19 protein-coding genes, 1 tRNA gene and 1 pseudogene are annotated in these 18736 nt (G+C 40.9%); 3 read left to right on the top strand and 18 right to left on the bottom strand.

Going from position 1 to position 18736, the window contains the following annotated elements; all coding sequences use genetic code 11:
* The first annotated feature begins 39 nt into the window (after nt 1-39).
* Nucleotides 40-2850, top strand: a complete 2811-nt coding sequence (locus MTT30_RS01145) for a molybdopterin-dependent oxidoreductase (protein WP_429801797.1) — start codon at nt 40-42, stop codon at nt 2848-2850.
* Nucleotide 2851: 1 nt separating this feature from the next.
* Nucleotides 2852-3493, top strand: a complete 642-nt coding sequence (gene fdh3B, locus MTT30_RS01140) for a formate dehydrogenase FDH3 subunit beta (RefSeq protein WP_103604462.1) — start codon at nt 2852-2854, stop codon at nt 3491-3493.
* A gap of 198 nt (nt 3494-3691) precedes the next feature.
* On the opposite strand, the gene MTT30_RS01135 is transcribed toward fdh3B, so the two are convergent.
* The 3 genes from MTT30_RS01135 to MTT30_RS01125 all read right to left on the bottom strand — a co-directional run bounded on the left by MTT30_RS01135 (nt 3692) and on the right by MTT30_RS01125 (nt 7455).
* Nucleotides 3692-5935 carry a molybdopterin oxidoreductase family protein gene (locus tag MTT30_RS01135; protein WP_429800693.1) on the bottom strand — a complete coding sequence of 748 codons (2244 nt, stop codon included), beginning with the start codon at nt 5933-5935 and terminating at the stop codon, nt 3692-3694.
* Nucleotides 5936-6450: 515 nt separating this feature from the next.
* A complete protein-coding gene (locus MTT30_RS01130) occupies nt 6451-6693 on the bottom strand; it encodes a hypothetical protein (RefSeq protein WP_429800692.1) in 243 nt (80 codons plus the stop codon).
* Nucleotides 6694-6795: 102 nt separating this feature from the next.
* The gene (locus MTT30_RS01125; RefSeq protein WP_429800691.1) at nt 6796-7455 is read right to left on the bottom strand and encodes a hypothetical protein; all 660 of its coding nucleotides are present in this window, start codon (nt 7453-7455) and stop codon (nt 6796-6798) included.
* 17 nt (nt 7456-7472) lie between these two features.
* On the opposite strand from MTT30_RS01125, the pseudogene MTT30_RS01120 reads away from it, so the two are divergent.
* Nucleotides 7473-8227, top strand: a pseudogene (locus MTT30_RS01120) (IS1595 family transposase).
* Here MTT30_RS01120 and MTT30_RS01115 read toward each other — a convergent pair.
* The 15 genes from MTT30_RS01115 to aroQ form a co-directional block, all read right to left on the bottom strand.
* A complete protein-coding gene (locus MTT30_RS01115; protein ID WP_429800690.1) occupies nt 8199-8462 on the bottom strand; it encodes a hypothetical protein in 264 nt (87 codons plus the stop codon). The pseudogene MTT30_RS01120 and the gene MTT30_RS01115 sit on opposite strands and share 29 nt — an antisense overlap.
* Nucleotides 8463-8610: 148 nt before the next feature.
* On the bottom strand, nt 8611-8982 hold the full coding sequence (locus MTT30_RS01110) for a hypothetical protein (protein ID WP_429800689.1): 372 nt from the start codon (nt 8980-8982) through the stop codon (nt 8611-8613).
* A 34-nt stretch (nt 8983-9016) separates the two neighbouring features.
* Nucleotides 9017-9280, bottom strand: coding sequence for a hypothetical protein (locus MTT30_RS01105; RefSeq protein WP_054196281.1), 264 nt, complete (start codon nt 9278-9280; stop codon nt 9017-9019).
* A gap of 335 nt (nt 9281-9615) precedes the next feature.
* A tRNA-Asn gene (locus tag MTT30_RS01100) sits at nt 9616-9690 on the bottom strand.
* Between the two features lie 112 nt (nt 9691-9802).
* Nucleotides 9803-10825 carry a tRNA 2-thiouridine(34) synthase MnmA gene (gene mnmA, locus MTT30_RS01095; RefSeq protein ID WP_429800688.1) on the bottom strand — a complete coding sequence of 341 codons (1023 nt, stop codon included), beginning with the start codon at nt 10823-10825 and terminating at the stop codon, nt 9803-9805.
* 48 nt (nt 10826-10873) lie between these two features.
* A complete protein-coding gene (locus MTT30_RS01090) occupies nt 10874-11467 on the bottom strand; it encodes a TIGR00730 family Rossman fold protein (RefSeq protein ID WP_429800687.1) in 594 nt (197 codons plus the stop codon).
* Nucleotides 11467-12315 (bottom strand): flagellar motor switch protein FliY, encoded by an 849-nt coding sequence (gene fliY / locus MTT30_RS01085; RefSeq protein ID WP_429800686.1) that lies wholly within the window; start codon nt 12313-12315, stop codon nt 11467-11469. Before fliY ends, MTT30_RS01090 begins: the two co-directional genes overlap by 1 nt.
* Nucleotides 12305-13408 carry a flagellar motor switch protein FliM gene (gene fliM / locus MTT30_RS01080; protein ID WP_054196277.1) on the bottom strand — a complete coding sequence of 368 codons (1104 nt, stop codon included), beginning with the start codon at nt 13406-13408 and terminating at the stop codon, nt 12305-12307. Before fliM ends, fliY begins: the two co-directional genes overlap by 11 nt.
* On the bottom strand, nt 13408-14112 hold the full coding sequence (locus tag MTT30_RS01075) for an RNA polymerase sigma factor FliA (protein ID WP_021090868.1): 705 nt from the start codon (nt 14110-14112) through the stop codon (nt 13408-13410). The genes fliM and MTT30_RS01075 overlap by 1 nt, the downstream gene beginning before the upstream one ends.
* On the bottom strand, nt 14084-14428 hold the full coding sequence (locus MTT30_RS01070; protein WP_021090750.1) for a hypothetical protein: 345 nt from the start codon (nt 14426-14428) through the stop codon (nt 14084-14086). The genes MTT30_RS01075 and MTT30_RS01070 overlap by 29 nt, the downstream gene beginning before the upstream one ends.
* 13 nt (nt 14429-14441) lie before the next feature.
* Nucleotides 14442-15308 carry a P-loop NTPase gene (locus MTT30_RS01065; protein ID WP_429800685.1) on the bottom strand — a complete coding sequence of 289 codons (867 nt, stop codon included), beginning with the start codon at nt 15306-15308 and terminating at the stop codon, nt 14442-14444.
* Complete coding sequence (gene flhF, locus MTT30_RS01060; RefSeq protein ID WP_429800684.1) at nt 15301-16668, bottom strand: flagellar biosynthesis protein FlhF; 1368 nt, start codon at nt 16666-16668, stop codon at nt 15301-15303. The genes MTT30_RS01065 and flhF overlap by 8 nt, the downstream gene beginning before the upstream one ends.
* Before the next feature lie 9 nt (nt 16669-16677).
* Complete coding sequence (folK, locus tag MTT30_RS01055) at nt 16678-17154, bottom strand: 2-amino-4-hydroxy-6-hydroxymethyldihydropteridine diphosphokinase (protein ID WP_429800683.1); 477 nt, start codon at nt 17152-17154, stop codon at nt 16678-16680.
* Nucleotides 17151-18176 (bottom strand): M24 family metallopeptidase, encoded by a 1026-nt coding sequence (locus MTT30_RS01050; RefSeq protein WP_429800682.1) that lies wholly within the window; start codon nt 18174-18176, stop codon nt 17151-17153. The genes folK and MTT30_RS01050 overlap by 4 nt, the downstream gene beginning before the upstream one ends.
* Nucleotides 18173-18652, bottom strand: a complete 480-nt coding sequence (aroQ, locus tag MTT30_RS01045) for a type II 3-dehydroquinate dehydratase (protein WP_004317604.1) — start codon at nt 18650-18652, stop codon at nt 18173-18175. The genes MTT30_RS01050 and aroQ overlap by 4 nt, the downstream gene beginning before the upstream one ends.
* Nucleotides 18653-18736 lie beyond the last annotated feature (84 nt).

Below are 18736 nucleotides of genomic sequence, written 5' to 3'. Positions count from 1 at the left end.
TAAGAAAGGATAAATATGTCTGAGGCAAATTTACGTCTTATGCCCCACTCAAATGCAGTCGGGCGAAGATCGTTTTTAAAAATGGCCGCGCTAGCAGGCGTAGCTGGCGGCATGAGCGGGCTGGCTGCTAGCGACGTAACTAGAAGCGCCACAAAAGAAGAAATGGCAAATCCGTTTCCAAACTCTAAAATCGTAAAAACCGTTTGTACGGTTTGCTCTGTTGGATGCGGAGTGCGCGCCGAGGTAGAAAACGGCGTTTGGGTACGCCAAGAGGTAGCCCAAGATCACCCGGTAAGCGCTGGCGGCCACTGCTGTAAAGGCAGCGACGTCATCGATATGGTGCGCTCTCACTGCCGCGTAAAATACCCGATGAAAAAAGTAGGCGGCAAATGGAAACGCATCAGCTACAAAGAGGCTCTTGATGAAATCGGCGCCAAACTAAAAGCGTATCGCGAAAAAAATCCAGAGCAAGTAATGTTTCTAGGCTCTGCAAAAGATTGCAACGAACAAAGCTATTATATAAGCAAATTCGTAGCGATGTTCGGGACTAATAACCTAGATCACCAAGCACGTCTTTGACACAGCTCTACAGTCGCCGGTGTGGCGAATACTTGGGGTTACGGAGCTATGACCAATCATCTTGGAGATATCCAAAACGCGAAGTCTATCTTTATAGTGGGTGCAAATCCGGCGGTAAACCACCCGGTTGGCTTTAGGCATTTTCTAAAAGCGAAGGAAAATAACGGCGCAAAGCTGATCGTGGTCGATCCAAGATACACGAGAACTGCGGCTAAGGCTGATTATTTCGCTCAAATTCGCACCGGCACTGATATACCTTTTATGTACGGCATGATGAATATCATATTTCAAAACGGCTGGGAAGATAAGGAATTTATAAACGACCGCGTCTACGGTATGGATCTGATCCGCGAAGAGGCTACTAAATGGACGCCTGAAGTCGTAGCAGATGTTTGCGGGATCAAAAAAGAGACGCTTCTTGAGATAACCGAAGTTTACGCTAAAAATCGCCCGGGATCGGTCGTTTGGGCGATGGGTCTAACTCAACACACCATAGGCAGCTCAAATACCCGTATCGCTCCGATCCTGCAACTAGTGCTAGGAAATATGGGCGTTAGCGGCGGAGGCTGTAATATTCTGCGCGGTCACGACAACGTTCAAGGCGCGACGGATATGGCGAATTTGCCGACCGAGCTACCCGGGTACTATCCAAAAAACGAAGCCAACTGGAAATACTTCGCTAAGATGTGGAAGGTTGATTTTGAATGGCTCCAAAAGAATTTCGTTAAGCCTGAAATGATGTTTAAGCCCGGATTTACGCTATCAAAATGGTGGGCGGGCGTGCTTGACGGTAAAAACGGCAACGAAGCCGTAGATAATGCCGGCGACAGTATAAAAGCCTTAGTGGTAATCGGCAACGGTATCACATCAACCGCGCAACAAGTAAAAGTAAAAGAAGGCCTAGATGCGCTTGAGCTTTTAGTGCTGGTAGATCCTTTCGTAAACGATGCCGGCGTGATAACTGACAAAAAAGACGACGTCTACATACTGCCTGCGGCGACGCAGTTTGAAACCAGCGGTACGGTTGTAGCGACAAACCGTAGCGGCCAGTGGAGAAGTCAAGTCGTAGAGCCTTTGTTTGAGAGTATGCCGGATCACGAAATTTTGTTTGAGCTTGCCAAAAGGCTAGGCTACTATGACGAGCTAACGCGCACGATCAGAGACGCCGAAGGTAAGATCGAGTGGCCTGAAGTCGCTACGCGCGAGATCGCAAATATAATAAAAACTATCGGCATGACGGGTTGGACTCCGGAAAGGCTAAAAAAGCACCAAGAAAACTGGGATAAATTTGACGAAAAAACAAGTCTAGGAAAACCGGGCACCGTAGTCGAAGGCGAATACTACGGTCTGCCGTGGCCGTGCTGGACGGAGGATCATCCGGGCAGCCCGATACTTTACGATATAAACAAGTCCGTTAGGCAAGGCGGTATGGGTTTTAGAAACCGCTTCGGCTTAGAGCATAACGGAGTTAGCCAATTAGCCGCAGACGGTAGCGCGCCCGTAGATTCGTTTGTCAAGGGCGGATATCCGGAGATCAAAAAAGATAACATCGAAAAGGTGCTAGGCATCACGCTAACCGAAGATGAAAAGGCTAAAATAGGCGGCAGCTGGATACATGACGATAGTAATATCATCGCTAAAAAATGCATGGAGAAAAACATCGCTCCGTACGGCAACGCGCGAGCTAGGACGATCGTTTGGACTTTTGCGGATCAAATTCCTCTTCACAGAGAGCCGCTGCATACGCCTAGATTTGATCTAGCGCAGAAGTATCCGAGCTTTGAGGATAAGAAACTTCAAAACCGTGTCGATACAAAATTTAAATCCGTCCAGCTAGCAAAGGACTACTCAAAAGAATTTCCTATTATCCTCACGACGGCTCGCCTCGTAAATTTTAGCGGTGCGGGCATGGAGACGAGAGCTAGTATGTATCTAAGCCGCTTGACGCCTGAGATGTTTGCGGATATCCACCCTGAACTTGCGGCTAAACACGGCATTAAAAACTGGGATTTCATCTGGGTTCATTCGCCTGAAGGTACTAAGGTTAAGGTGCGCGCCAGAGTGGTACCGTCCGTTAAACCCGACACCATCTTTATGCCGTTTCATTATGCGGGTTATATGCAAGGCGTTGATATGACTGGTAATTTCCCGGAAGGCACCAAGCCTTATGCGGTAGGCGAGAGCGCAAATACCGTCACTAACTACGGATATGATATAAACACTCAGATTCCTGAAACCAAAAGCGGTCTATGCCGCATAGAAAAGGCGTAAAATGAGCGAATTTAACGATAACAATAGACTTAAATTTTACTGCGACGACGATAGATGCATCGACTGTAACGGCTGTGCGGTAGCTTGCGACGAGGCTCACGAGCTGCCTCTTGGCATCCGCCGTCGCCGCGTCATTACGCTAAACGAAGGCGTACCAGGTAAGGAAATATCAACCTCGATAGCTTGCATGCACTGCGAGGACGCTCCGTGCTCGCTGGTTTGCCCGGTTGATTGCTTTTATATCAGGAGCGATGGTATCGTGCTACACGACAAAGATATCTGTATCGGCTGCGGATACTGTCTATACGCGTGTCCGTTCGGTGCGCCTCAGTTTCCGCGCGAGGGAGTGTTTGGAGCCAAAGGTTCGATGGATAAGTGTACGATGTGCGCAGGCGGTCCGCTACCGACGAATAGCGAAGCCGAGCGCGAAGAGTACGGACAGGATAGAATTTCCGAAGGAAAGGTGCCGGTTTGTGCGGCGATGTGCTCGACAAAGGCGCTGCTAGTAGGCGAATCAGCGATGATAGAAAAAATCTACGGCGATAGAGTCAAGGCTCGCGGCTACGGCTTTAAAGACCTAAAACAAACTCCGACCTGGAAGCTCGCCTACTACGCGGGCGATAGGCTTAAAATAAAATCTTAAAATTTAGCTCGCTCTCGCCGAGATTGCGGGGGCGAGTAATCTCGTCAAATTTGACGCGGTTTGTCTGCGTCAAATTTGACTCACACTTCTTTAGCTTCATTAAATTTTACGCGATATTTCGTCAAATTTGAATGCTGGTAAATTTAAAATAAAAATGGATAAATTTAAGTAGAAAAAGGGCGGTCTCCCGCCCTAAATTTACGCTCTAATAGGAGACAAATACGGATTTGCCGAGTGCATCGACATTTCGTTTTGCTCTCTAAATTTGATAAACTCCTCTTCGCTTAGACGCCTGATATTTGCTATCGTCATCTTTAGCGGCGTGATGCCTGAGAGCGGATCGGGATCGCCCGCATTGGCTAGCTCGTTACCGTCGGCCTCGCTATAGTGGAAGGTCGTAAATATCGTACCCTCTTTTAGATCCGGATTTACGCGAAGCTTGGCCGCGATCTGGCCGCGTTTGTTTTGCACGAGCGCGTAGCAGCCTTCCTCCAGCTCTCTCTCGCGAGCGATATCGGGACTCACCTCGATGAGCGCGCCTTCTACGCCAGCACCGTATTCAAGAGCAGGACACTCTCTAGTCATCGTGCCGGTATGGTAGTGAAAGACCTTGCGTCCGGTCGTAAATAGGCACGGATATACCTCGTCTGGCACTTCGCTAAGCGCGCCGCTACCGACTGGGTAGCCATCCGGGATATTCATCTTGGCTCTAAATTCGGCCTCAGCCTTTGCGCGCTCCTCTTTATCGTCTACGTAAAGTACCGGCGCGAAGCGGAATTTATCGCCAGGCAGCATGGATTTATGATCTGCGTAAAGCACCGGCGTACCCGGATGGTCCTCGTCCGGGCACGGCCAGCTGATACCGCCTAGCTTGCCTAGTCTATAGTAGCTGATGCCGCCGAAAAATTTAGGCATAAGCTCCCTTAGCTCGTTCCAAATTTGCTCAGGACTCGCAAAATCAAACCCCTCTAGCCCCATGCGGTTTGCGATGTTACAAACGACTTTCCAGTCGGGCTCCACGCCGCTAACGGGCTCGCTAGCTTTGCGAGTGCGTTGGACGCGGCGAGAGGTGTTGATAAAGGTTCCGTCCTTTTCGCCCCAGCCCGCGGCAGGTAGCACCACATCAGCCTTGTGCGCGCTCTCTGTGAAAAACAAATCCTGCACGATAAAGCAGTCTAGATGGTGTACGGCGTGGACGAAGTGCTCGGTCCAAGGATCGCTCATTACGGGGTTTTCGCCGTAGACGTAGAGGACTTTTAGCTCGCCGCTATCCATTTTATCCGGTGCTTGCGTTAGCTTAAAGCCCGGAACCGGATTTAGCTCAAAGTGCCATACTTTGCGCGCTTGCTCCTGCGCGTAAGGGCTGTTTACCGCGCCGGCCGGGATGACGTTAGGCAGCGCGCCCATGTCGCATGCGCCTTGGACGTTGTTTTGACCGCGCAGAGGATTTACGCCAGCACCCTTTTTGCCTAAATTTCCCGTTAAAACGGCTAAATTTGATAGCGAAAAGACGTTTGACGTGCCGTCGCTAAACTGCGTGATACCCATCGTGTAGCAAATCGCCGCCGCGCCTGCTTTAGCATACATTCTAGCTGCCTCTATGATGAGCTCTTTTTTTATACCCGTTTCTCGCTCGAAACGCTCGGGCGTAAAGTCCTTAACCGCTTCTTTTAGATATTCAAATCCCTCGGAGTACTTCTCGATAAATTCGCTATCTTGCAAATTTTCGGCAATTATGACGTGCATCATCGTATTTAGCGTTTTGATATTCGCTCCGATCGGAATTTGCAAGAAAATATCGGCTTTTTTGGCCATATCGGTGCGTTTTGGATCTACGACGATCATCTTCGCGCCTCGCTGAAGGCCGCGCTGCATCTGCATAGCGATGATCGGGTGGCACTCGCTCGTGTTGGTACCGATGAGTAAAAATACGTCCGTGTCGGTCGCAAATTCGACCAAATCGTTCGTCATCGTTCCGTTTCCTAGCGTGCTGGCAAGACCTGCCACTGTAGGAGCGTGTCAAAGACGGGCGCAGTGATCGACGTTGTTGCTACCCTGGGCGCGGAAAAATTTCTGGAAAACATAGTTGTCTTCGTTATTTGAGCGCGCAGAGCTAAAGCCCATGATCGAGCTTGGGCCGTATTTTGCGACGGTGGATTTAAATTTATCCGCGAGGAAATCATAAACCTCCTCAAAACTCACTTCTTCAAGCTCTCCGCGCTTGTCGTAGACGCCGTTTAGCTTTCTCATCATCGGTCGGCTTAAGCGTTTAGGAGAGTTTACGAACTCCCATCCGAACATTCCTTTTAAGCAAAGCTCGCCGTCGTTTACGTGGTGGTCTTTGCTAGGTTTGGCATCTACGATTCTACCGTTTCGCACGATAAGATCGATGCCGCAGCCCGTACCGCAATATGGACAGGTGGTCTTTACGATCTCTTCCATTTTTGATCCTTTCTGGTATTACTGAAAATTATGAGATTATTATACAACTGCAAATGTAAATTTAGTTTTAAAATTAGTATATTTTTTTAAGAATTATTTAAGTAATATGCAAATTTAGCATATTACTCTTTTGGCTAAATTTGTCTTTAAAATCGTATTTTGAAAGCAAAATCACATATTGGTCATTTTGATAAAATTTGTCCTACCGGTACCCACTCTATAACAATCTATTAAAGATTTCTTGCTGCCGATAACTTGCTTATATCTCCATCCCATCCCTACTATACATCTTACCTTTTATCTCATTTTGTTCGTCATCTAGCAGCTTATTAAAATTCGGTATTAGATTGCTTATTTTTGAGATAAAACCAATAACCTTCGTTTTAAAGTTTTCTAATACAGTTAACTTATCCTGTAAATTTTCTATCGTTTCGTCTTTAACTTTTGCTTCTTCTTTCGGCTCCGATATTTTTCGGCATTATGTAGTATCCGCACAAATTCATTTTTTATTAAATCTAAATAATGTTCGCAAATTTTAGTGTTTTTATGTAATTTTCCATAAAATCCCAATCTGGCTCAAAATCGGTTTCGTCTATTTTTATGGCTGGCAACAAAATGTTTGTTTTTAGGAGCCTATCGCCTATCCAACTTCTACCGTATGAAAATTTATTTCTTTCTAAGTCTAATATAGTGGTTAAAAACAATCCATTATATTTATTTAGGCGTTCACTGTATCCACAGGAAGTCTTTCCACTCATTCCGATAAAATCATATCCTTGATACAGCGAGTAGCCTGCGCTTCCTTGCTCAAGTTGTATGAATAAATACAATTGCCCATTGAAATGTATTCTTTATTGTCATTAAGCGACCACATAAATTCGTATCCGTTTGATTCTTTTTTTGCAGCTATATACGCAACGTCTCGCCCCCCCCTCTATTAAATTATTAGTATTATTTCCTTTTGTTGATTCAATTTTAAATAAAGCTCCCAATTCAAAATACTTCCAATTAGAAATATTTAAATTTTTATTTATTTTTTGTATCTTAGGTGCAGTATTGCTCAGATTTGCTTTTCCTAATTTTACGACAAAAGACGCATATTCTCTTACGGCTTTTTCAAAATTCTTTATTGATATACTAGAATAGTTTGTTTTCATATATGCTTCAGCCAACCATTCGTCATTTGCATTTATTGTTTTTAAAACAGGGATTCCGTCTTTTTCAATTTTGTTACGATAAAGATTAAACCATTCTTTCTCCGTTTCAGCCCACGAGCCCTCAGCCTTCTCTACTCTACCTAATTTTTTTCTTTTTTGAAAAACATCATCTTTATAATATCCAAAAAATGTTTTATGGGTGCAAGAATACCTAACACCCAATTCAAAAACTATACAACACGCTACTGAAGAAGAGCTGGGATGAAAGACATCCGAAAGCAAAGAAAATACTGCTAAAAGAGTGTGTTCTTTCAGCATTTTTTCTTTATAATTTTTGGCTCTCTTTAACTTAAGCTCACGCAAAGGAGCATTAAGTTACGATGAGTTCGATGAAAAACAAATATACAATCCGTTCCCGAATTTCAGAGAAGAAATTTAGAGAAATTCTAAAGTACTTCGCAGAAGATATAGAAGCATCAAAGATATCGAATTTAACTAAAATTTCAGAAGTAACCCTATGTAAAATCTTTAGAGAAATAAGAATTCTTATGTCTAAAGAGCGTGAGAAGATATCTAAGTTTTCAGGCGAAATAGAGATTGACGAAAGCTACTTTGGAGCTAAGAGAGTAAGGAGTCTTGTGCTTGCGCTCTCTTTGAGAAAAGAGGCAGAAGCGCGGCAAATAAAACACTGGTGTTCGAAATGTTAAAGCGTGACGGTAAGGTCTATACCCAAATAGTTAAAAACTGTTCTGCTAATGAAATAATATCGATATTATCGGAGTTTAGCGATCTAGACGAGAGCGTTATTTACTCTGATTGTTGAAAGGCTTATGATGGCTTGGTTGATTACGGAGCCAAAGCGCATTATAGAGTGAAGCACTCTAAAAATGAATTAGCAAATAGTAAAAATCATATCAACGGTATAGAAAACTTTTTGGGATATGCCAAGCATAGATTATCTAAATTTAAAGGCATTAAGAAAGAGAATTTCTTGCTTCGTCTTAAAGAGTGCGAATTTAGATATAATACTAAAACTACACAGGAAAACTTATATCAAAAACTATTAAAATTGATAAGAGAGAATCTGCTTAAGTTTAATTGGGCCTTTAATTTTTTAGCTCTTGCTTGTCGTTAAACTCTTTTTCGTCTAGGTGTATTTGCTTTAGATTTTTATGTCTTGCCTTACTGCCGATCTCACCCCTTAGAGCAATGCCTTCAAATGCCGCTCCGCCCATTTCTTGCATACTTCTGTCAAATTTTAACGTCTCGCCTTTGCCGTTAAACCTAAGATTTTTATGGTTTTCAAATTGGTAGTTCGTAAAAATAAGCTGATAATGCTTGGTCTTTTCGTCGTTATGTTCGCTAATCAATAAACACTTTCGCCATATTTTGCACAGTACGATCTTGCAAATTTAAGAACTCTGTCAAGCGAAACTTGAGCATTAACAAAATTAACTTCGGTTTGATTTAGTCCTTCTTTGGGGTCTTTGGACGCTCGGTGCCGAAACTTATGATCACTTAGGAAAACCCAACCATATTGTTTCGCCAATGGTTCTTTACCGCCTTGCCGTTTTTATAGATTTTAGTTTGAGCTTCGTAGTCGGCTTTCATCTTTTCGTGATATTCTCTCAAAAGTGCTTTTATATATTTCTTATCGTTAAATTCTTTATCTCCGCTAATTATCTCTCGCATATTGCCGTTATCGTTATATTCGCTAAGCACTATGTATCTATTATTTCGGCTGTTACCTCTAAGATATCCGATTTTAGAGGCATGCTTAGCCTCTCTAACATTGTGCTCATATCTTGTTGCAGTCTTCTTTAAGGTTAAAAACTCGCTTCTTACACAAAGGACCATGTTGTGTCCGCCTATTTGAAGGGCATTACTCATTTTTGATCCTTTTCTTTATTATCTACTATAGAAATTAAGAGCATGTTTTAACCCTTTTTTGAAAAATATAAGCTGCAATATCGGTTATCGCAAACGCCATGCGAGAATTCTTTGCATCTCTCATTTTGATATAACGTGGAATATCTCTGCTCTGCGATATACGAAGATCAAGAGTAGATACACCGATGTCAAGAACCCCTGCGGTTTGCTTTCTGTCTAAAACCACTTTTCCTTTATATTGGCTAGATATGTGCTCAAGAAGCGTTTTGTACCCTACGTCGTTATATAGTTTAAGCATATTATTTTTCTCCTTCTGCTTAGTTCTTACATAACTAATTACAGCAACTTTTCGTTTACTTTTGCATTTTTGAATGATTTTTAAGTAATTTTCGAAAAATTTTTAATACCCTATGGTTCCTTAGGGTATTTTAGAGTAATTGAGAGTAAAAAATTATTTTCGTATTTTTAAAAACAAAAATAAAGTATCTTAGATTAACTTAGAAAGCTTGGTAAGAAATTTGAATATTAAAAAATTTCGGGAACAAATAAGGAACCAATTTAATAAACCAATAAAGCTTAAAGCTCTTGAAATATCGGTAAAATCGGGGCTTAAAATGGATTTTTGGGTATATATGGCTCCGGATGCTGGGTTCGAACCAGCGACCAAGTGATTAACAGTCACCTACTCTACCGCTGAGCTAATCCGGAACACTTGAAAAGAGCTCGTATTATAGACGAAAAGATATGTTTTGTCAATAAATTTTAGCTTAATTTATAAAAAATCGCACAGAGCCCAATAAATTTTTATAAAAGGCTAAAGCTAGCCTTTTATAAATCCACTTGCAATAACCTTATCGCCATCATACATCACACAAAGCTGACCTTGCGCCACACCAAGTGCATTTTGATTTAGCATTAGTTTTGCTGTTTTATTCTCTTTATCAACCTCAACAAAAGCATCAAGTTTAGGGCTTCTATATCTTATCTTGGTTTCGCACTCAAATTTATCTTTATCTATAAACAAATTTACGTTTTCAAGCTCGACTACCTTTTGAGCCAAGTCATCTTTTGTTCCTACGACGATCTCATTTTTATCGGCATTTATCTTTATAACAAAGTGTGGCTCATGGGCGCCAAAAACCTCAAAACCACGGCGCTTACCGATAGTATAGTGCATGTAGCCTTGATGGCGACCTATTATTTTGCCGTCTTTATCAACTACGTTTCCTGGTAAATTTGTATTGTAATGCTTATTTAAAACTTCGATATAAGTATCTTCCACAAAGCAAATTTCACTACTTTCTGCCTGCGTAGCAAATTCTTCAAGCACTTTTACACTTCTTGCAAGCTCTTTTATATCTTTTTTAAATTTATCCCCAAGCGGGAAAATAACATCTTTTAATATCTCTTTTGGCACTTGGGCTAAAAAGTAGCTTTGATCCTTGCTAGGATCTTTTGCACATGTGATAAATCCATCAATAACTTGCACATAATGCCCAGTAGCAAGCTTCTCACAGCCATTTGCCTTTGCAAAATCAAGCAACGCACCAAGCTTTATAAATTTATTGCACAAAGCACAAGGATTTGGCGTCTTGCCCTCTTTATAGAGCTTCACAAAAGGATCATAGACAAACTCGTTAAATTTATCCTGCAGATCCAAAATATGTACCTTTATGCCAAGATACTCGCCTACTTTTTTCACTTTTCTAATATTTTCTTCGTGATATCCTGGCTTTTGATGCAGCATCATATAGCAACCTTGCACTTCATGACCAGCTTCTTGCAGAAATTTAGCCGTCATAGTGCTATCTACACCACCGCTCATTGCGACCATTATTTTCATATTTTTTACCTCTTTGAAATTTAAAAGGGGATATTTTATATCTTATTTTTAAATAGCCAAAATTTCATTCACAATAAGCTCTAAATCATCGGTGATTTTGTATAAATTTATATCTTCTTTTTTTATTGTTTTTTGGCTAACTAGCATATTTTTTATAAATTCATCAAGCCCTTGCCAAAACTCACTTCCAAAAAGAAAAATTTTTACTTTTTTGCTACCAACTTGAGCAAGTACTAAAATTTCAAAAAGTTCATCAAGAGTGCCAAAGCCGCCCGGAAAGACGACAAATGCGACTGAACGATCGGTGAGTGCAAATTTTCTTGGGCTTAAATTTGAAAAGAGATATTTTGCCGTGACGTAAGGGTTTGTATTTTGTTCAAACGGAAGTCTCACATTTAGGGCTATACTTGGCGATTTTGCACTATCAAACGCGCCCTTGTTTGCGGCTCTCATTATGCCGTCCCCGCCTCCGGTTAAGATGGCATATCCTAGCTCGTTTAGCTTATAAGCTAGCTCATAAGCCTTTTTGCAGTAGAAATTTTCTTCATCAAATCTAGCCGAGCCAAAGAAGGTAACATTTTTATTTTTATATTTTAAGACGTTTGGAAAATTTAAAAGATCGCTAACTAATTCATTATTCATTATTTTAACTGTTGGAGCCTCTCGCGTTTTGAGCCTATCTGAGTGATCTGGATGCCAAAGTTTCCATCGATTATGACAACTTCGCCAAGGGCTATTACCTTATCGCCGATCAAAATTTCAAGCGGATCATTTGCTAATTGATTTAACTCGATAACTGAGCCAATATCCATGGTAAGCACATCTTTTAAAAGCATTCTTTTTGAGCCGATACGAACACGAATAGGCAGCCTAACGTCCATTATAAGCCCGATATTTCTCATCTCTTCAGCGCTAAAATCGCCCTTAGCTACGTGAGGGGTGCTTGCTGGTGCAGCTGGGGCTTCAGTCTTTGTTGGCTCAAAAAATTTCATCAGCGAATGATCGCAAGCAAAACCGATATGCTCACTTAGATCTTCGATTTTGACATTAAATAAAGATAGCTTTTCATAAACACTAAAATCAAGCGAAGAATTTTCATCTAAAAAATTTACATTTATTACTTCAAAATTTATCTTTGGCATGCCCTTTTGAGCGCCCAAAGATGTACTAAAAGCACTAAAAAGGTTTGAAAATATCTCTTTTGCAGCGTCAAGCTCATCACTGCCTAAATTTTCATTCTTTGAAATTTCCTCTTCGCCCATCATCCATTCGCTAATGGCACTTATTAAAACCGGAGTGCATACTATCTCTGTTTTAGCATTGATGTCGCCGCTTAAAGAGACATTAGCCATCACTACCGGCGGCTTTATGCCATTTTGCGTTGGTGCGTCAAATTCATTTCTTTCACCAACCTCAGGAGCTCTGCCCGTAAGTCCTTCGATAGTAGCTTTTAATTCATTAGAAAATATATTAAAAAAATCATTCATCATCTTCGTCGTCCTCTTCTTCTTCCATTTTGCGCTCATTAGCTTCATACGCCATTAGCTTTGCTTTTCGCTCCTCTTCGTATTTTTCTAAGATATTTTTGATCTCATCTTTATCAGAGCGTATTAACTGTTCAATCCTTATAGATTTTCTAAATCTATGAAGTCCGACTTCAGCTAAGAAAACTTCTTTTTTATCGATACAAACGATCGCCTTATCATCAGCTCCTCTATCAAGCCTTAAAATATCGCCTTCTTTTAAATTTAAAAACTCATTTACGCTGATGATCGATTTGCCAAGTATGGCTTCATATAAAATTTCTGCTCGTCCGATAAGTGTTTTTAGCTCTTTGTTTCTACTTTTTTTTGCACTTGTTTCACCAAGCATAATGTCCCTGTTTGCAAGGCGTGATAGTATCGGTTCTAGGTAGATGACTGGATAGCATAAATTTATCATACCGCTTGAGCCACCAACTATGATCTCCATAACAACCATAATAACAATCTCATTTTGAGAGACGATTTGTACGACATTTGGACTGCTCTCTTTGGCTTCCACATTTGGGTACATATCAGTTATCATCGACCAGCTCTCTTTAAGACGCTGCATGATCATTCTAAGCACCGCATCAAGCAAATTTACTTCAATGTCGGTTAGTTCCCTATTTGCCTCAAAATTTTCACCAGTTCCGCCAAGCAAACGATCTATCATCGGAAAAGCAATGCTTGGATTTATCTCCAAAACACAGTTTCCATCAAGCGGCTTTATAGAAAAGACGTTGAAACTAGTTGGACTTGGCAAACTCATCAAAAATTCGCCATAAGTCATTTGATCAACACTGTGAAGTCTGATCTCGACGATACTTCTCATAACACTAGAAATTTGACTAGCCAAATTTCTGGCAAGCTTATCATGGATGCCTTTTATCGCACGGAGTTGCTCTTTACTAACGCGGTTTGGACGTTTAAAATCATAAATAATAATCTGTTTTTGTTCGCCTTGCGATCTCTCTTCAACCTCGATATTACTCGTATCGCCGTCTTCATCAACAACTTCAAGTAGCGCGTCTATCTCTTCTTGACTTAAAATATCAGCCATTAAACCCCCAAGCTACGCCTGATACGATCAAGCAAACGTTTATGAATTTGTGAAATTCTACTCTCGCTGATATTCATGATCTGGCTTATCTCTTTTAAATTTAGCTCTTCATAATAATAAAGCTGAACCAACATCTGATCTCTTTCGTCAAAATCTTTTAAAGCTTCTTCTATTTTTAAAATGAGATCCTCTCTCTCAATGCTTTTCTCGACGTCATTTTGACCAATTAGCTCCATTTGCTCGTCTATTGGCAAAATAGTGATAATACCGCTAACGCCTCTTGCCTCTCTTATCTTTTCGATATCTTCATTAAGCTTTTCGGCCAAATACTCATCGCTTGGCTCTTCTTCAAATTCATTAAAGTAGTTATCTATCTCACTATTTATGCTCTTTACTAGCTTTCTATCGCTTCTACTGACAACATCAAGTGTCCTTAGATAATCAAGCATAGAGCCATAAATTCTCTTTTTGCCATAACCCCAAAAAGAGTCATTTTGCTCCTTGTCATACTTCCTGCTAAGTTTTATCATCTCTTCAACACCAATGCTTATTAGGTCATTTGTATCTATACTTGATGGCAACCTCTCTTTAAGTCTAAACGCCATTGCACGCAGTGCTGGCATGTATTTTAAGACGATCTCGTCTTGTTCTTTTTTTATCGTGTTTTTATAAGCGTTAAGCTGCTTTTGCTTTAACTCGTGCATTTCGTTTACCAGAATCAAAATTTTCAGCAGTCATTTTTACCATTATATTTTCCATGCGCTTTTCTCTAGTATTTAGCTCAGAGATGAGATAGTCTGCGATCTCTTCGTGTTTTTGTTTATCAAAAATTTTAGTTAAAGCCCTTTTTACATCGATGTAGTTCATGATAACAATGTGAATTATAAGATAAAAAAACAAAGTAATAACTAGTGTATAAACAAGCATTTCGATAGGCTCACTCACCTTTAACAAGGTAAAAACTATACCTACAAAAAAACCACAAACCGTAAAAAATGCTATAAAATTTTCTGCACGCAAAGCTCAATCTCCATTAAAATTGTTCTATCAAACGCTTAAAGAAGCCCCCAAAGCTCCTGCTTTGCTCATCGTTAAGCACTTTTCGTTCCAACCTATAAAGTAAATTCGAAGCTATTTGTTTTATCTGAGCGCTAGGCTCAGCATAAGCAGCATCGTCTGTAAAAAGCGTTCGTTGTTTTATGCTTCTTGAAACATTCTTATCAGAAGCCACAAATCCTATAAGCTCTAAATTTAAGCTAGGTCCGATATTTGCATTAGCAACACGTTTGATATTTTCATAAATTCTAGTCGCTTCTGCCTCATTTTTTACCATATTTAAAAGCAAAAGCTCACTATTTTTAAACCTTGAGACGATCTTTATGACAGCGTATGCATCAGTTATCGCCGCAGGATCAGGCACAGTCACCACCACGACCTCATCAGCCGCTTCTAAAAATAGCTGCGTGCTACCACCTATACCAGCTCCGGTATCAATGATCAAAAAATCAAGCTCATCAAGCTCGCTCGCCTCATCCAAAAACCTCTCAAATAAAAATTGATTGTTAAATTTTAAAATTTCATCACCGCTTTCGCCAGGAATGAGAATCAAATTTTTATTTATAGGTATCAAGATATCTTTTAGGCTGCACTCACCTTTTAGCACGTGAAGCAGGTTTTTACCCATTTTTACATTTAGTATGACGTCAAGGTTTGCAAGGCCAATATCAGCATCAAATAGTCCTACTTTGTAGCCATTTTTTGATAAAACATTTGCTAAATTTGCGCTTATCGTACTCTTACCAACACCGCCCTTACCGCTAGTTATCGCAACAAAATGTGTATTTTTGCTCTTGCTTTGAGACTGGACTAAACTTTGTAATTTTTGCGCTTGATTATTCATCGCTAGCCTTTTGCTTTGTAAAGCCGTCAAACACACACTCTACTAAAAATTCGCTCTTTGCCTCCACAAGATCATCAGGCACCTCTTGGCCTACGCTAAAGTAGCTAACCGGCGTGTTTGTCTCATATATCAGCGAAAAGACGTTGCCAAAAATTTTTGTCTCATCAAATTTGGTGATTATCAGCGTGTCAATATCCAAAAATGAAAACCCATTATAAATTTCTATTAGATCTTCGACCTTTGAGCCAGCCGAAAGGACCAAATTTACATCAATCTTTGCGCCGCTATGCTTTAAAAATTTATCAAGCCTTTCAAGCTTTTCTTTATCATACTGAGAATTTCCAGTCGTATCAATAAGTATCACATCACAATAATTAAGCTGCTTTATAGCATTTTGAAAGTCATCTATCTCGATAACATCGAGAATAGGCAGCTTCATCATTTTAGCGTATTGAAATAGCTGCTCAACCGCTCCAATACGGTACGTATCAAGCGTGATGATACCTGTTTTATAGCGCTTTTCATTGCCGTAAGCAAAACGAGCAGCTAGCTTTGCAAGAGTCGTCGTCTTGCCAACTCCAGTTGGGCCAACTAGCATCATTATGCGCTGTTTTTTATCGTTTAGCTCTTTTCTGCATGGCAGCATATTTCGCAAAAGCGAGTAAAAGTACCTTTTTACCGCGGTTGGGTTGCTTTTCATCGAAATAGGCAAATTTTCAAGCGTCGTTTGCATGATCGCCTCTAGATGCTCCTCTTTCATGCCACTTTGTTTTGCGAGCTTGTAGATGCTAGCAAACTCAGGTGGGATCGAGAGATTGTTGCGATTTGGGGCTTTTTCATCCCAGATCATGTCAGTTATGAGCCCTATTTTTTCGCTTAACACGCTTACTTGCTTTGCCACATCGTCTATTTTTTTATTCATGCCGCTTGGTATGCTTGACTCTTTATCTTTGACATCATCGATATTTACATTTGCGATCGTACTTATCTCTTTTGCAGCAGCTGAGATATTTAAAAGCACGCTCTCGTTTGGATCGTAAGGCTCTGGCGATGCTGTCTTTGCCTCAAATTTAGCCGGCTCTTCTTTTATCTCAAATTTTGGCTTTGGCGGCTCGTAGTTTTTACTAAATTTAGAGTAGGCATTTTCGTAATTTATGGCTTTTGCATTTGGTTTTGGGTGTTGCTTCACGTCGTCTTCTTCGACACTTACTAAAATTTCATAAACCGGCTTTTTATTTATCGTTTTGGCTTGAATCTGTTTTGTAGTAACTAGTATGGCCTTTTCGCCGCACGTTTCTTGAGCCTTTTTCAAAGCCTCAATAGTGCTCTCACCTGTAAAAGTATGAAATTTTGTAGCCATTTATATCCTTTAACCTCTCATAAGCCCTAGTGGCACGATCACGCTAAGCCTCTTATCGGCTCCTGAATGCGGGACGATAAGATGCGGCGTTTTATAGACTTTTTTACTAAAATACAAAATATCCAGATCAAGCGTGCGCGGTGCATTTTTAAATGTCCTCACGCGCTTAAATTTACTCTCATAGTGCCTTAAAATTTTTAGTAAATTTCTAGGTCCCAGAGATGTTTGTAAATTTATAACAGCGTTACTAAAATCAGCCTGTGCCTCGTAGCCAAACGCCGCATTTATAAGGATCGGCGAGACTTCCACCACGTGAAATCTGCTATCACTTGTAATCGCTCTTATAAATCTATCAAACCTCTTTGCGCTATCGCCGATGTTGCCACCCATGCCAACTAGCGCCTCATACTTAAACTCTTCTCTTTTTTCAAAAAAACTAGGGCAAAAACGGCTTTTTACGATCTTTCTTGCTCCAGCTAGCCTCATAAAATTTCGCACCCACCTTCTCTTGCGACCACCACGTCTTCTATGCGCACGCCAAATTCATTTTCTAGATAAATTCCAGGCTCTATACTAAAAACCATGCCCTCTTTTATGAGCGTTTCGCTCCTTGCTGAGATGACTGGAAGCTCGTGTATATCGACTCCCACGCCATGTCCTGTCGAGTGAAAAAAGGCCTTTTCATATCCAGCCTTTGCTATGACACTTCTTGCCGCAAGATCTATCTCGCATGCCCTCACGCCAGCTCTTGCGACCTTTATCGCAGCAGCCTGAGCCTCTTTTACGATCTCGTAAATTTCTTGCATCTTGGCGTTTTTAAATTTTTGCTCCTTTGAGAAGTTAAAATTTTCATCAAAGCAAGCAGTTCTGGTGCGATCAGAACAGTAGCGACTAAATTTCACTCCAGCATCAAGCAGCAGCAAATCGCCTCTTTTTAAAATTTTATCTCCAGGCAGTGCATGCGCCTTGGCGGCATTTTCATTTATCGCCACGATCGGATCAAAGCTAAGACCTAGCTCGTTTTTTTGCCTAAATATGAGTGAAGCGTTAAAATGAAGCTCCTTTTCGCTCATTCCCTCGCCATTTTCACGCACAAATTTAGCAAATTCATCAAAGCATTTCGCTCCAAATTCGCTAGCTTTTTTTAAAATTTTTATCTCATCCTCACTCTTGCAAATTCTCTTTAGTCTAGAGAAATTTGACTTTGGCTTGAAATTTATCTTAAAGCCCTTGCTAAGCGCGTTAAACTCGCTTAGACTTAGCTCATCAGGGTTAAAAACGAGGCTGCTTAGCTTCATCTTTCTTAAAAATGCCCGCACCTCGCTTATTAAATTTCTCTGCGCTAAAAGAACAACTACGCCTGCATTTACGCAGCTTTTTGCCTCGAAATAATACCTCGCGTCCGTAAAAAAATATTTCACGCTATCAACGCATAGCAAAAACTCATTATCGCAACTATAACCGCACTCGTAAAATACGGCGTTTTCGTCCTTTAAGATGAAATTCATTGTGCTTTTTGATTTGCTCTTACTGCTTTGATTTGTTCAAAAATTTGAAGCATGCCTATCATCGCCAAATGATAGCCAACTGGTCCAAAGCCCACGATCTGGCCTGCTGCAACTGGTGCGATGAGGCTTTTGTGGCGGAATTCTTCTCTTCTGTAAACATTGCTGATATGCACCTCGATAACCGGCAGCGCAACCGCACTTAGCGCGTCACGGATAGCAATAGATGTGTGAGTGTAAGCAGCTGGGTTTATGATGATGCCGTCAGCATCGCCCAAACACTCTTGGATCTTATCGACTAGCTCGCCCTCAAGGTTGCTTTGAAAAAACTCGATCTCGACATCATTTTGATCGGCAACGATCTTCATTTGAGAGTGGATATCCTCCATCTTCATAACGCCGTAGATTCCTGGCTCTCTAGCGCCAAGCATGTTGATATTTGGGCCTTGGATAACCATTATTTTTAGCTTCTTATCCATGTCACTCCTTTTTGATTAAATAGCCTAAATTATACATTTTCGTTCCTAAATTTTCGCTACAATAACAAAAATTTAAGGCCAAAA

The sequence above is a fragment of the Campylobacter concisus genome (genome assembly GCF_050447445.1).
Classification (GTDB): Bacteria; Campylobacterota; Campylobacteria; order Campylobacterales; family Campylobacteraceae; genus Campylobacter_A; species Campylobacter_A concisus_BI.
This window is presented reverse-complemented; position numbering and strand designations above follow the sequence as displayed.

What these genes read in the sequence shown, in the direction of transcription:
- folK (WP_429800683.1), bottom strand. Translation starts at nt 17,154, where the DNA reads ATGAGGCTAGCTGGAGCAAGAAAGATCGTAAAAAGCCGTTTTTGCCCT.
- fliM (WP_054196277.1), bottom strand. Translation starts at nt 13,408, where the DNA reads ATGGCTGATATTTTAAGTCAAGAAGAGATAGACGCGCTACTTGAAGTT.
- MTT30_RS01110 (WP_429800689.1), bottom strand. Translation starts at nt 8,982, where the DNA reads ATGAGTAATGCCCTTCAAATAGGCGGACACAACATGGTCCTTTGTGTA.
- MTT30_RS01105 (WP_054196281.1), bottom strand. Translation starts at nt 9,280, where the DNA reads ATGCTTAAACTATATAACGACGTAGGGTACAAAACGCTTCTTGAGCAC.
- MTT30_RS01130 (WP_429800692.1), bottom strand. Translation starts at nt 6,693, where the DNA reads ATGAGTGGAAAGACTTCCTGTGGATACAGTGAACGCCTAAATAAATAT.
- fdh3B (WP_103604462.1), top strand. Translation starts at nt 2,852, where the DNA reads ATGAGCGAATTTAACGATAACAATAGACTTAAATTTTACTGCGACGAC.
- MTT30_RS01050 (WP_429800682.1), bottom strand. Translation starts at nt 18,176, where the DNA reads ATGAATTTCATCTTAAAGGACGAAAACGCCGTATTTTACGAGTGCGGT.
- MTT30_RS01075 (WP_021090868.1), bottom strand. Translation starts at nt 14,112, where the DNA reads ATGCACGAGTTAAAGCAAAAGCAGCTTAACGCTTATAAAAACACGATA.
- flhF (WP_429800684.1), bottom strand. Translation starts at nt 16,668, where the DNA reads ATGGCTACAAAATTTCATACTTTTACAGGTGAGAGCACTATTGAGGCT.
- fliY (WP_429800686.1), bottom strand. Translation starts at nt 12,315, where the DNA reads ATGATGAATGATTTTTTTAATATATTTTCTAATGAATTAAAAGCTACT.
- aroQ (WP_004317604.1), bottom strand. Translation starts at nt 18,652, where the DNA reads ATGGATAAGAAGCTAAAAATAATGGTTATCCAAGGCCCAAATATCAAC.
- MTT30_RS01090 (WP_429800687.1), bottom strand. Translation starts at nt 11,467, where the DNA reads ATGAATAATGAATTAGTTAGCGATCTTTTAAATTTTCCAAACGTCTTA.
- MTT30_RS01065 (WP_429800685.1), bottom strand. Translation starts at nt 15,308, where the DNA reads ATGAATAATCAAGCGCAAAAATTACAAAGTTTAGTCCAGTCTCAAAGC.
- mnmA (WP_429800688.1), bottom strand. Translation starts at nt 10,825, where the DNA reads ATGAAAATAATGGTCGCAATGAGCGGTGGTGTAGATAGCACTATGACG.